A 13,791-nucleotide genomic window follows, 5' to 3' on the forward strand; every position below is an offset into this window, starting at 1 on the left:
AATACTTTCCCCCTATTATTATTTTTTAATATCTAATTTACTCTCAATCTTGTTGATTCTTTCATACTCATCGATGAAGAACTTGCACTGATCCATCAACATCATTGTTGTCATCAATGTATCTTGACCGTGGACCATGATGAAAGTAACATCCATGTCCATGCCACCTGCTTCATTAGCAAGAAGTTTAGTTTGTTCATTGTGAGCATCAACAATAGATTGATTTGCTTCCTCCACCAACTTTTTAGCTTCATTGATTTTCCCTTCTCGGGCATTATCTAAGGCCTTAAGTAAAGCAGTTTTAGCATCACCAGCATAGGCAACAATGGCAAAGCCAGTCATAGAAATTTCCTCTTTTGTTACTGCCATAACCAATTCCTCCTAATTAGATTTCTCTTGAATTAATCGTTGAATATGAATAATAAAATATAACAGCTCGTTACTATCAAGTTCGACACTTAATTGAGATTGTAATGAATCATAAATTTCTTTAGCTATTTTGAAAGATTCTGGATATGAATTTTTCATCTCTCTCTCAAGATTCTCGCTAAATTCTTTATCATCTTCATCACTATCATTTAGACGTCCCGCTAAATACTGGAGGTGAATCATAAAACGATCAAAATAGTTACTATTAGCATCAATACGAAAAATTTTATTTGCATTCAAAATTGATTTAACAATTTGATTGATTCCTTTCGTAGTATCTTCTTTTAAGTCACTCTTTTGACTCTCAGCACCTTTAGCATTTATGAAATGTAGAGCAATACTTTTAGTTTCGGATTCTGGAAATTTAATGTCCAAATTTTTATAAATAATATCTAATGCATGATGCGAAATTAAATATTCAACTGGATATTGATTACTCATATCCGGTATTAAACTTTCTTGATATGTATGTGACAAAATTCGCTGATATGATCCAAATATATGATCTCCCAAAGTTATATACGCATAATCCAAAACATTATAATCAAATTTTTTGATTGCATAATCAATAATTTCATAAGTAGTTGTAACGATATCAATTGGAATATCTTTAATTAGAAAATACAGATTCTCTTGCGCTGTTTTAGTATTGAGATAAAAAATTTTTTCTACTTTACTTGAATCAATTTGATTTCCTTTTGTCCGTCTAAAAGCGATTCCTTTGCCTTTCACAATTGCTTGACGATGGTCTCCTAGGTTGACTAACGCACTGTTGTTGTTAAAGACTTGGGCAATCTCTACCATTCCATTCCCCCCTTTCTAACAAAAAAAGAGACCACCAACGACTTTTTAAACAGTACTCCCAAACAGAGTATCCATTTAAAAAATCGTTAAGTGATCTCGCCTAATTTAATAGTAACAATTCACTAAAAATATATTTTTTCTTTCAACACAAGTTAGTATAAAACATTCACAATATTTTGTAAACGGTTTCAGTTAATTATTTTTTAAATCAATTATTATCTTAATTTAAGTCATACTTCTCAAACGCTGTTGCTATGCCACTTTCGTTATTATTCGTAGTCACAAAATCCGCCAATTTTTTTATTGAATCGTCCGCATTTTCCATCACTACAGCCACACCAGCTTGCTCTAACATTGGTATATCGTTCTCCCCATCGCCGATTGCTAGTGTATCGTCTATACCAATTCCTAAATACTTGGCTAAATGCAATAATCCATTGCCTTTATTAACGTGCTGGGGCATAATCTCCAAGAATCCAACATCCGTTCTTACCACGTAATGATTGTCGCCAAACAAACGATTAACCTCAGGCGTAATTGCATCCAATTTCGGTCCATCTTCATTTAAAATAGCTTTTACTATTTCAAAATCATTAGGCAACTCTCCTGGACACTTGATAATTAACCCTTTATTATTTTCAAAAGCTTGTAAAACGGTATATTTGTCAATAAAATCTCGATTGCTCGTATAAGTATTTCCTTTAACATCCACTGCATTGTAGTGCAAATTATTTTCGACTACGTATTTATCAATCTTTCGATAAGCGGCATTAGATAGAGTTTGTTGATAAATTATCTTTCCAGAAACACTTTGGACCACTCCTCCACCATCGAGAATCACGAACTGATTATCACCATTAATTCCTAGCTCATCTAAATATTCAATCATTCCATTGAAAGTCCGGCCTGAACTGAGTACCACCTTGACTCCTTTCTCCAAGGCTTTTTGAATAGCCACCTTATTTTTTAAAGAAATATTTTTTTTATCGTCTAACAAAGTATCATCAATATCCATCGCAACTAACTTGATATTTGACATATTCTGTACCCTCCTCGTACTTTACTATTGATAATAGCTTATAAATTAAGCGCTTTCAATTCAGTTAAAAAAAAAGACCACTTATTCAGTAGCCGTCTCATCACGTAAATATTTTTTATCCAGCATCTTAATAAATGGCAAATAAATCATAACACCAATAATAATCTCCACAATTTGTAACGCCGCTCCTCGCCAACTACCTGTTGTCAACCAGCCTGAAACGATTGGTGGTGTTGTCCATGGCAGCATAACACCATTAGTGTATGGCACTAGGTGGATTGAGAAAGCTAATCCTGAAAACAAAACATTCACTACCGGCGTTATTACGAATGGTATAGCAATGACCGGATTCAGGACAATTGGTAGTCCATAAATAAGTGGTTCGCCAATGCCAAAAATACTGGGAATAATGGTTAATTTCCCCAACTCTTTGATCCGTTTAGATTTGCAAATAAATACCATCACGATAATTAACGATAAAACGCTGCCGCCACCACCATAAGTCGCAAAATCTTCGATGAATTGTTCAGTATAAATGTGTGGCAATGAATGCCCGGTTTGAAAAGCTTTTAGATTATCCTGACTCAAGACAAAGAATATCGGTGACCAAACACTATTTACTACTGACGGTCCATTAATACCAAAACACCACAAAATTGAAGCTATCAAAATATATAAGAAAACTGAACCTAAAGAATTGCCAACGTGTTTCAATGGTGCTTGCAAAATTGTGTAAATAAAATTATAAGCTGTTTCCATCGTTGTTAAGCTAAAGATAATTCTTATCAAAAAGAAAATTAAAATCACAAAACCACTTGGCAACAAGACGTCAAAAGATTCACGAACCATATCTGGAACCCCATTAGGCATCTTAATCGTCCAATTACGCTTTTTGGCAAATCTGAATAATTCAACACTGACCAAAGCCGTAAACAGCCCTAAAAAGATTCCATTAGGTCCAAGATATAAAGTTTTGACGGCTCCAATCTCTTGCTTGCCAACCGTTAAGGTCATCGGCGTTAAAATAAAAAAAGAAACTAAGGCCACGGCCGTAGCGTGAACTGGTACTAAATCACGATTCTTACCATAAGCATAAGAAATCCCAAAACAAGATAATAACCCCGTGAAATTAAAGACTGACCCAGAGACAGCACTGAACCACTCGATCCACTTGTGCCCAAATATTCCCATCCAAAATTTCGTCCAACCTGGAATCGGAAAATTACCAATCAATAAAAAGATTGAAATAACAATAATCAAAGGCGTAATAATCAAGAAACCATCACGTAACGATTTCAAAACGACGTTTTCAGCTAATTTATCAGCTAAAGGCATCAATTTTTTTTCAAATTTTTCTTGCACGAAAATATCCCCCATATAATCCCTGTTAAAAGTATACGTTAGGTTATTTTTATCTGACAAGATATAATTTTATAAATTTACAATCTTCACAAAACAATATCGGTAAAATTTTTACAAAAAGTCTGCAATTTTTATTTATAACGGTTTAAACAGTTTTTTAAAAGAATGTAAATTTATCTATAGCACTATTTGTAATCGCATCCAACATATATATTATTGGTAATTTCATAACGATAAAAACCGATATTTCACACTTTCAAGTATCTTTCAACTAAAATACGAACTATTTACTATTTATTTACATTATCATTCATGTTATTCTTACGTATATAAAATTTAAGGAAGTGTTAGATTATCACCTATCAAATAGTTATTGAGGGAACTATTATTTCTTCAGTTTCGTTTGACAAGGCGGATTTTACACCAGAAGTACTTATATGTGTAGATCAGTCAGGAATTATCGACCGAGTTATATCCGCTACTGATAGCGATTATCAGTCCGTCAAACAAACTGCGCAACAAATCGGTTCCTATTACCAAGTTGCAAAAGATAGTTACGTTCTACCAGGATTCACTGATTTGCATATTCATGCGCCGCAATGGCCCCAAGCCGGTTTAGCTCTGGACAAACCGCTGAATGAATGGCTAAATTCTTACACCTTTCCATTGGAAGCTAAATTTAAGGATAAAGAATATGCCGAAAAAATCTATTACAGTCTAATTAAAGAACTCTTGGCTAATGGGACGACAAGCGGACTGTTCTTCGGTTCGATCCACAACGAAGCCAATCTGATCCTTGCTAAAATCTGTGCAGAGCTTGGTCAAAGAGCTTTCATCGGTAAAGTTGCGATGGATAACCCCGAGCAAACGCCAGATTACTATCGTGATCAAAACTCACAAGTCGCCTTACAACAAACTGAAGAATTTATCCAAGCGATGTTCGACTTGCGAAATCAAAACAAAGCAGAAATAACCCCCGTTATAACGCCAAGATTCGTTCCTAGCTGTACCGAAGAAACTTTACAAGGCTTAGGACTGTTAGCGAAGAAATATGATTTACCGATTCAATCTCACTGTAGTGAAAGTATTTGGGAAGATCACTACGCCCAAGAACATTACAATTTACGAGATACTCAAGTTTTGGACAAATTTGACTTATTAACTGATAAATCAATCATGGCTCACGGTACTCAATTAAGTGATCAAGATTTAGATACATTCAGCAGCCGTCAAACGGCCATTGCCCACTGTCCAATTTCTAATATTTATTTTGGCAATTCAGTAATGCGTGTTCAAGATGCTCATCAAAAGAATGTCAAAATTGGTTTAGGAACTGATATCTCTGGAGGTTTCTCTCCTAGTCTTTATCGTAATATGCAACAAAGTATCATGTCGTCACAAGTTTTAACCGACCAAGGACATGACAACGCACGTATTTCAGCCGCAAATGCTTTTTATCTCGCCACTGTCGGTGGAGCGCAAGCTTTGCATATCAAATCTGGACAAATTAAATCAGGTTTCAAAGCTGATTTGCAAATTGTTCAAGATCAATATTTCGATATCTCATCAAACGAACCACAAGAAATATTTGAAAGACTGATTTACCACACGAATAAAGAAAATATCAAGCAAGTTTATGTATCTGGAAAATTAGTACATAACAAACTAGGAGAAGAATAATGGATAATAATAAAAGTAGTTTACTTGTTGGTCCTGATGACAAAATCGGCATGGGAGAAGCTGGTTTCTTAGGATTACAGCACGTTTTAGCGATGGATATCTACGTTCCACCAATCGTTTTGGCTGGTATGATGGCAATGGGTCTGGGTGACCAAATGGGATTGTTGCAATCAACTTTCTTAGCTGCCGGAATTGGAACAATTTTACAAACATTCGTCTTCATGAAGATGCCGGTTTCTCAAGGTCCTTCATTTGTTCCATTAGGAGCTGCCGCTGGTGTTGTCTTGGCATCGGGCGGTCTCAAAGGCAACGGAATGGGTACTCTGATTGGTGCCACATTAATTGGTTCAATTATATTGATCATCTTAGGTGCCACAGGAATTTTCCAAAAGATTATCAATCGTTTAGTACCCGCTTTAGTTGGTGGGACGATCATTACTTGTGTTGGCTTATCACTGATTCCAACTGCTTTAAACAGCAACATCTTCAACGCTCCAGGTAAAATTGACAACAATATTATCTTAGCTTCCGTTACTGCCTTAACTCTTTTAGTTTCTGTTGGTATCAGTTTGAAGTTTAAAAAAGTTCGTCGTTTCTTTAGAACTAGTTCAATTATTTTAGCATTGGGTGTTGGTACGATTGTTTCAACTATGATGGGCATGTTCAATTGGAAAGAAGTTAATGAGGCCGCTTGGTTTGGTCTTCCTGAAAGAACCATCTTCCACTGGGGTATCAATTTTAGTCCATCAGCAATCATCACTTTCATCATCATCTACGCCGTTATAACGACTGAAACAACTGGTACTTGGTTCGCTATGGGTGCCGTTACCAATCACGAAATCACGGACAAGCAATGGAATCACGGAATCATCGGTGAAGGTCTTAGCTGTATGGTAGCTTCACTACTTGGAACTACTCCTGTTACTGGATATTCGACAAATGCCGGCGTTATTTCTATCACTGGTGTTGCAAGTAAACGTGTCTTCTTATTCGCCGGAATCTGGTTCTCAATATTAGGATTCTTCAGTAAACTATCAGCTTTTCTAGCCGCTATCCCAGCACCAGTAATCGGTGGAGTCTTCGCCATCATCACTGTAACTATTATGTTGAACGGTTTAAACGTTATTCGTGGATTAGAAACTACAGACCGTGATCTTTATATTATCGGTATTCCAATCGTCTTAACCTTAGCTTTAGTTTTATTACCAGCTAATGTTACTAAAAATGCACCACAAATCTTACAATACTTATTAGGTTCTCCAATCGCTGTAGCTGCTATTGCTGCTATCATCTTGAATTTGGTCATGCCTAAAAGTAATCCTGAAGTAACAACAGTCTAACAAAAAAAGAAGGAATACTTTAACGGAATTCCTTCTTTTATTTTGCTGTAATTTGCATCCGGCCATTATCTTTTGATTGATACAGGTTCGCATCGACCCGCTTGTAAAAGTCATTAGGATCATTATCTTTTTTAGATACCTCAGAAACTCCTATCGAGACTGTGAAAACAATGTGTTGTCCATTGAAGTCGATTCCTAAATGGTTCAAAGCATTGAAGATTTGAGGGACGACCTTTTGAGTTTCTTCCAAATCATAGCTTGGAAATAAAACATTGAACTCTTCTCCACCTGTCCGATACAATTGAATCCGTGAATCATTCTCATCAATTACGGTTTGAACAACATCAACCACATGCTGCAAAACCTTATCCCCTGCTAAATGTCCGTAAGTATCATTGATATGCTTAAAGTGATCAATATCAAACATCATCATCGACAAATGTAACTTATTGTTATGACTATTTTGAAATAAGTCACTCACTTCAGTCATATAAGCCGCATAATTCTTAGCCTGTGTTAAAGCATCATGATGAGCGGAACGAGCTAGATTATTTTCTAAACGCTGATTCTTATTCAACATTCTAATGTAACTGTATAGTAATGCCTGAAATACTAAGAAATAACTAATTTCTTGAATAAAAATATACCATGATAACGAAAATTTAATTTTAACTAGGAACCATAATATCATTCCAAAAAAGGTTCCAGTCGAAAAGTAGACTAAAAAAACGTAATTGTGTTTTTGAGACCATTTGTAGACGTAATTCATACTCCAATAAAAGAAAATGATTGCTAGTGAATACGTCCAAGACTCCCAATACGAAAGTGATGAATTGATCCACATAAATAATACAACAATCGGCAAAAAAGCCTTAAAAGGAATATGAATAGCCAAAAAGTAAGCGCAAAAAATTACTGCAATCAATTGGAAATTCATAAATAGCCAAGAAATATCTTGCCCGGCAATTCCTAACTGTAGACTATAGACAAAAATTAAAATATAAATGACACCGAACCACGACTCAATCGTATGTTCTCGGATTTTTGGATATTTTAAACGTATCTTTGATTTTAGCCAATCGACTAAAACTACGTATAATGTAAAAACGCCCAAAATGAAAAAGACACTCGTAACTACCGGCGTCACTCGCCAAACAGACCAAGTCATTAATCATCCCTCCCATCTCAGGTATTAACTTCTAGCTTTATTCTACTACAATTTTATTATTATTCGTTTATGAAAAGACTTATTTTTATCATATTTCTTGTATCAAAAAAAGAGAACATCAATAATAAGATGTTCTCTTTAAATTGTCGTAATTTGTATACGGCCATGCTTCTTCGAATAATAAAGATTATTATCAACTCGTTTATAAAAGTCATTTGGTGTAACATCTTTGTTTGAAATTTGAGAAACTCCCATCGAAACAGAAATTTCAATCTCCTTATTATCAAAAGATACCTTCAAATGATTCAAAGCGGTGAATATTTCCTCAACGATTATTTGCGTTCCCCTTAGGTCATAATTTGGAAATAGCACATTGAACTCTTCTCCACCTGTCCGATACAGTTTTACTGACGAGTCATTAGCGTTCAAAATTGTCTGTACAACATCGACTGTATGTTGTAAAACTCGATCACCTGCTAAATGTCCATAAGTATCATTTACTCGTTTAAAATGATCGATATCAAACATGACCATTGAAAAACTTAAATTATTGTCCCTACTATTCTTGAATAAATATTTAACTTCGGTTTCATAAGCTGAATAGTTCAAAGCTTTCGTCAAGGCGTCATGACTAGCAACCTCAGCTAATCGAGCCTTTAAGCGGTCGTCTCTGAAAAGCATCCTGACATAGGAATATAATAGTAATTCAAAAATCACCAAATATGATAATTCCTGTACATAAGTCGTCCAAGAAAAACCAAATTTCACCTTCATGAAATACCAAAGTAACGCTCCGAAGAACGTCCCCGTGGCTAAATAAAAGAACAAAGGTGATTTGAGTTTTCGCGACCATAAATAACCTTTATTCATTACTGTATAAAATATTATCAACGTAATTGCGTGACACCATGATTCCCAATATTCAACTGAAGAATTATAGATCATAAACAGTAAAACAATCGGAAAAAGAAAGTAATATGGAATGCGAATATTCAAAAAATACGCACAGAACACGATTGCTATCAACTGAAAATTCATGAATTCCCAAGAATACGATTGTCCTAAGATAGAATATTGCATACCAAAAGAGAAAATCAGCATGTAAGTTATTCCGACAACAGATTCAACCGTATGGTCCTTAATATTAATGTCTTTTGAATGTAGCTTTACTTTAATCCAATCAACTAATACTTCAAAGAGTGTGAAAACACCCAAAATGAAAAAAATACTAGTAATAAATGGTGAAACTCGCCATACAAGCCAAGTCAACTATACTTGTACCTCCCATTTGTAGTAAACCATCGATTAAATCCATAAAGAATGGTACTTCCTAATATTACTACAAAAAGCCGCACTTGCGATAAATATTTTTATATTATAGCAATTTTCATCAAGTATATTACAAGTATATTAGAAGTAATCTATTAATTGAGGCTTTTCTTTCACAAAAAGCGCGGACGTTACAGCAATCTTTTTCTTGTCTCCCTTTATCAAGCCGTATTCAAACAATGAATTCAAACTACGATAGCCAAACATCGCTTTGGTTAAGTTTTGAATCGTCACTTTAAAATCTGGCTCTTGTTCATCAGCAATCTTTAAATCAACGATTCCGTCATTGATTGTTAATGACCAAATATGACTATTCCAAGCACAACTATCTTCTACTTTGAAGTTGATTCGAGGTAGATTCTTCTTTTGAATTGGATATCGCTTTAAGAAATCTTCTAAGTTTACTATCCTTGCCATCATATAAGGTACGACTTCCAATTTAGCAGCGTTAGGATTTTCCAATAAGTCAGCTTTGAAGTCAGCATCTGGAGATTCATAAATAAAGTTTTCAAAAATAGATTGGTGCTTAGTAACAAATTTCAGTAGTAATTGTAAACTCAACGGATTACTGTTGACCCATTCATGAATCACAAAATTGACGCCTTCATTGTAGTAAACTAAGTAGCCAATCATTTTATTGGCTTGATATGCTAAAGCCAATTGATATTCAGGATGCTTGTCGATCATATGATTCCACCACCAATCAGCTCGAGACATGCCGCCAAGGCGGTTCTTCTCTAGATATAATCGTTTTACTGAATCAGGTAGTTCAGTTATTTTAACTCTTTTAACAATTCCTTCTTGAGTATTCTGTACTCGTGGCAATTCAGAATTCTTGATAGTTATTCTGGTATGATCAAAAACTTGTTCAAAGCCAAATTGACGGTAGTATCCATATGAAAATGGTGCTAGATAAGATAATGTTACACCGTCGTTATGCATATCCTCTAATGCCTGATTCATCAGAAAACTAGCTCCACCGCGGCCACCAAATTCCGGAGCACTCATAACATCACCGATTCCATTCATTTTAAAATCAACGTCATGAAAATTAACATTAAAAGGAATGCTAAACAAGCCACTACCTAGCTTGTCTTCATTCATGATTCCATAAACGATGGCATGATCAAAACGTTCTTTTAAGACTGACCTTCTTTGTTGTGAGTCAGGTCGATTGAATGAATATAAATACAATTCATAAAATTGATTAAATTTATCTTTGTCGAGCAAATATTTATTCATATTTTTCTCCCCATAAAAAAATACTATTCAATTGAGAATAGTATTCTTTATTTTATTCTGCTAACTTAAAACTACTCCAAGGCTCGATATAACTCAATAAGAAAGCCTCATTAGAATTCAAATGTCCAACGATGTTGCGACGTCCGTCATTCTTAATATCACGAAGTGCAATTTGCGTCTCACCTTTATATTGTCCGTAGCTTTCATTAACTATAATGATATCACCGCGTTTAATGTCTTGAGTATCATGGGCAGGGAATTTCCCATATTTATAAATTACTCGAGTCATTGTACTACGTAACAAATAATCAGATGCATCACCACGATAAACGTGAGTAGATTTCAAAATAACTTCTTTTTCTAGATCAGTAATGTCAGAAGATAGATCAACTTTCAATACTGGAACTGGTGCATAAAAAGCATCTGCAGCTTCTTTTAATTCTTCATCCGATGCATACGTGTTACCAATGATGACATCATCAACTACCCCGCTCAACAATAAATGTTTTACTTGAGTAGAAATTGGTAAATCACGATCATCTTCAAGTGTTGGTAAACCATCTTGAACTGGCCAAGGACCAAAAGTAGCACTGTGTGAACTGACAAACGCAGCCGAGTGAATGTTACGTTCTTTAAAGAAGTTCGACCACTTGATGAAGAACTCTTCACCTAATCCAGTATATCTTTGAGGGTAAAAGTTGTGACAACCGAGTAAATTATCCTTATTAGGATGGTAGGAAAGAATATTATCTAAGTAGTGTGTACCTGAACTCATATTGATTTCAATTTTTAACCCATAAGGATTACGCGTCATCTTTGCTTCTTCCATTCCAGAGAAACCTTCATCCAAACGGACACCAAAGGCCCCTAGCTCGTGGAAAAATGATAGATCATCGTAACTGATATCTAATGCTTTAAATAGTCTAGGATTCATATCCACGATCGTTACAAAACCGAGTTTATTTCCATAAGCAATGGTTTCTTTAAAGCGATTGATAGTTTTGTCCTTGTCATCACCTAATTCGAGCAATGAAGCAAAGATTCGTGAGTAACCTAATTTACTAGCAGTATCAAGATACTTCTTATCTTCTGCCAAAGTTGAATGTTCAGGATATAGTGATAATCCTAGTCTTCTCAAAACATGACCTCCAAAAAATTGTTATTTAGCAGCTTCTTGTGCTTGACCTAATTCTTCAGCCAACTTGTCTTTATCCATTGACTTGAAGAAGTACCAGTACATCAATGTATCAAGCACAATATTGATAATTTGCATTACAGCACCAGAAATATGACCAGTTGAAATGAAACCTGATAAAATTGGTGGAGTTGTCCAAGGAATGTAAACACCCATTGGTCTAGCAACCAAGTTTGTAGCCATACCAATATATGTTGTTGTTACGTTGATAAGTGGTGTTAGAATAAATGGAACTAACATCTTATAGTTCATAACAATTGGTAGACCGAAGAGAATAGGCTCATTGATATTGAACAAGGCAGGTCCGGCAACCAGCTTACCTAAGGTCTTTAATTCTTTACTCTTTGCAGCAAAGGCTAGCAAGAATGCCAAACCGATTGTAGCACCTGAACCACCCATGTGAACAAAGTTATCAAAGAATGATGTTGTAACAATGTTTGGTAGAGCTTTACCAGCAGTAAAGGCTGCATGGTTTTGGTTCAAAGCTGTCAACCAGATAGGCATCATAACACCAGAAACAACGTTAGCACCGTGAATACCGAAAATCCATAGGAAGGAAATCAAGAATTCAGCTACCAAAGCACCTGGCAATGTGTTACTCAAGTGACCTAGTGGATCAGCCAAGAAAAAGGAAATGATGTTTGGAATACTTTGCATTGGTGTAGCTTCAACACCGATACGTACTAACCAAACTAGAAGCAATACAATCATACCTGGGAACAAAGCAGCAAATGAGTTACTTACTGCTGGTGGAACTGTATCAGGCATCTTGATTGTCCAGTTCTTGTGAACCATCCAAACATAAAAGTCGGTAATAAACAAACCAACAATAATAGCTGTAAATAGACCAGCTGAATCAAATTGTGTCAATGGAATCCACAATGCTCCAGCCTTGTCTGTCTTCAAAGGAATTGTTAGGACGAAAGCACCTAATGAAACGATTGAAGCAGAGATAGGATCAACCTTATAACTCTTAGCCAAGTTATAAGAAATACCAATAACAGCAATCAGACCCATGATGTGGAATGATGCGTTTGTTGGATATTGTAATACTGTTGCCCAGTTCTTGCCGAAGATACCAGCCATAAAGTCTAGATAGGCTTGAATTGGAAATTGCGCGATAATCATAAAGATAGAACCGATGATGATCATTGGAACAGCCAATGTCATACCATCACGCAATGCGATCAAATGACGAGAAGAAGCAAGCTTACCAGCAAGAGGAATAATTTTCTCTTGGACGAAGCTGCCAGATTTCTTTTCAGCCATATGCAAAACCCCCTCAAATATAATTTGTTACTAAGCAGAAACACTGTTATCCGCTTACAAGAACCATTGTAAACCTTTACATTAAAATATGTGTGTTTTTATAAACTAAATAATAAGTTAACGTAGAAAAAACGTGTTACTTTTCTGTGACATGTTCCGTAAAGCGATTATCGATGTGGTCTACCATCTTATGATAAGCGCTATTAGCAATCTGTTCTAAGGTATAAACGATTGGTACCTGAGTCGTCACATTGATATGTCCTTTGCGGTTTTGTGGCGTATCGTAAGAGATCGAAAAATCAGTTATTTGGTTCAAAACCGAATACGAATTTGCGGTCAAAGCAATCGTCTCTGCTCCGTTTTTTTTGTAGTAACGTGCTTGCTCTAAAACTTGATCTGTCTCGCCTGAAATCGACACTAAAACCAATAATGTCTTTGAGAAATCACGGTCGGAAAATGGTTCTGGTTGAAAAGGATCAAGAATAGGCAATGAATAAACCCCGTAACTTGAAAGGATACTGGCTCCGTATTGCGCAATTCTGCCACTGTTACCTACTCCGAAAAACAATACTAAATCGGATGCATTAATCATGTCAGCTGCTTGATTGACCTTATCGTCAAATGGTTCCTCATCGGCAACTAATTGAAAAAAGTTCTTGATAGGCTCCATACTAGGGTCTTGTTGAGATTTAACTGGTTGTTTCAGGCTCTGCTTTAAAGCAAATTTGAATTCTGAGAAACCACTATAATCCATTTTCTTCAAGAAACGTAAAATCGTCGTCGTTGAAACATGTGCCGCATCCGCCATTTCTCGAATTGTCATATTTTGAACCTCTTTAGTATGACCAATAATGTACTTATAAACGATTAGTTCCAAGCGATTGAGCTCATGCACTTTTTGATATGGAAACATAGATCTCCCTCCTCTTTAATT

12 protein-coding genes are annotated in these 13,791 nt (G+C 35.6%); 2 read left to right on the forward strand and 10 right to left on the reverse strand.

The features are described 5' to 3' along the window. Positions 1–18 precede the first annotated feature (18 nt). The 4 genes from FC88_RS07090 to FC88_RS07105 all read right to left on the reverse strand — a co-directional run bounded on the left by FC88_RS07090 (position 19) and on the right by FC88_RS07105 (position 3,634). A complete protein-coding gene (locus FC88_RS07090; protein WP_057814237.1) occupies positions 19–369 on the reverse strand; it encodes a PTS lactose/cellobiose transporter subunit IIA in 351 nt (116 codons plus the stop codon). A 12-nt stretch (positions 370–381) separates the two neighbouring features. Continuing rightward, positions 382–1,233 carry a PRD domain-containing protein gene (locus tag FC88_RS07095; protein ID WP_057814238.1) on the reverse strand — a complete coding sequence of 284 codons (852 nt, stop codon included), beginning with the start codon at positions 1,231–1,233 and terminating at the stop codon, positions 382–384. 220 nt (positions 1,234–1,453) lie between these two features. Continuing rightward, positions 1,454–2,272 (reverse strand): Cof-type HAD-IIB family hydrolase, encoded by an 819-nt coding sequence (locus FC88_RS07100; RefSeq protein ID WP_057814239.1) that lies wholly within the window; start codon positions 2,270–2,272, stop codon positions 1,454–1,456. Positions 2,273–2,353: 81 nt separating this feature from the next. After that, positions 2,354–3,634 (reverse strand): PTS sugar transporter subunit IIC, encoded by a 1,281-nt coding sequence (locus FC88_RS07105; RefSeq protein ID WP_057814240.1) that lies wholly within the window; start codon positions 3,632–3,634, stop codon positions 2,354–2,356. 351 nt (positions 3,635–3,985) lie between these two features. Here FC88_RS07105 and guaD point away from each other — a divergent pair, with 351 nt between their 5' ends. Together guaD and FC88_RS07115 are read left to right on the forward strand one after the other, a co-directional pair. Then, the gene (guaD, locus tag FC88_RS07110; protein ID WP_057814241.1) at positions 3,986–5,314 is read left to right on the forward strand and encodes a guanine deaminase; all 1,329 of its coding nucleotides are present in this window, start codon (positions 3,986–3,988) and stop codon (positions 5,312–5,314) included. After that, a complete protein-coding gene (locus FC88_RS07115; protein ID WP_057814242.1) occupies positions 5,314–6,654 on the forward strand; it encodes a uracil-xanthine permease family protein in 1,341 nt (446 codons plus the stop codon). The genes guaD and FC88_RS07115 overlap by 1 nt, the downstream gene beginning before the upstream one ends. 37 nt (positions 6,655–6,691) lie before the next feature. On the opposite strand, the gene FC88_RS07120 is transcribed toward FC88_RS07115, so the two are convergent. The 6 genes from FC88_RS07120 to FC88_RS07145 all read right to left on the reverse strand — a co-directional run bounded on the left by FC88_RS07120 (position 6,692) and on the right by FC88_RS07145 (position 13,770). Further along, positions 6,692–7,822, reverse strand: a complete 1,131-nt coding sequence (locus tag FC88_RS07120; RefSeq protein ID WP_057814243.1) for a GGDEF domain-containing protein — start codon at positions 7,820–7,822, stop codon at positions 6,692–6,694. A gap of 138 nt (positions 7,823–7,960) precedes the next feature. Next, positions 7,961–9,091 carry a GGDEF domain-containing protein gene (locus FC88_RS13050; RefSeq protein ID WP_057814245.1) on the reverse strand — a complete coding sequence of 377 codons (1,131 nt, stop codon included), beginning with the start codon at positions 9,089–9,091 and terminating at the stop codon, positions 7,961–7,963. A gap of 141 nt (positions 9,092–9,232) precedes the next feature. After that, on the reverse strand, positions 9,233–10,393 hold the full coding sequence (locus FC88_RS07130) for a GNAT family N-acetyltransferase (RefSeq protein WP_057814246.1): 1,161 nt from the start codon (positions 10,391–10,393) through the stop codon (positions 9,233–9,235). A gap of 52 nt (positions 10,394–10,445) precedes the next feature. After that, on the reverse strand, positions 10,446–11,531 hold the full coding sequence (locus tag FC88_RS07135) for a DUF871 domain-containing protein (RefSeq protein WP_057814247.1): 1,086 nt from the start codon (positions 11,529–11,531) through the stop codon (positions 10,446–10,448). Positions 11,532–11,552: 21 nt separating this feature from the next. Continuing rightward, positions 11,553–12,857 (reverse strand): PTS cellobiose transporter subunit IIC, encoded by a 1,305-nt coding sequence (gene celB / locus FC88_RS07140; protein ID WP_057814248.1) that lies wholly within the window; start codon positions 12,855–12,857, stop codon positions 11,553–11,555. Between the two features lie 136 nt (positions 12,858–12,993). Beyond that, positions 12,994–13,770 carry a MurR/RpiR family transcriptional regulator gene (locus FC88_RS07145; protein ID WP_057814250.1) on the reverse strand — a complete coding sequence of 259 codons (777 nt, stop codon included), beginning with the start codon at positions 13,768–13,770 and terminating at the stop codon, positions 12,994–12,996. Positions 13,771–13,791 lie beyond the last annotated feature (21 nt).

The sequence above is a fragment of the Companilactobacillus futsaii JCM 17355 genome (assembly GCF_001435505.1).
Lineage (GTDB): Bacteria > Bacillota > Bacilli > Lactobacillales > Lactobacillaceae > Companilactobacillus > Companilactobacillus futsaii.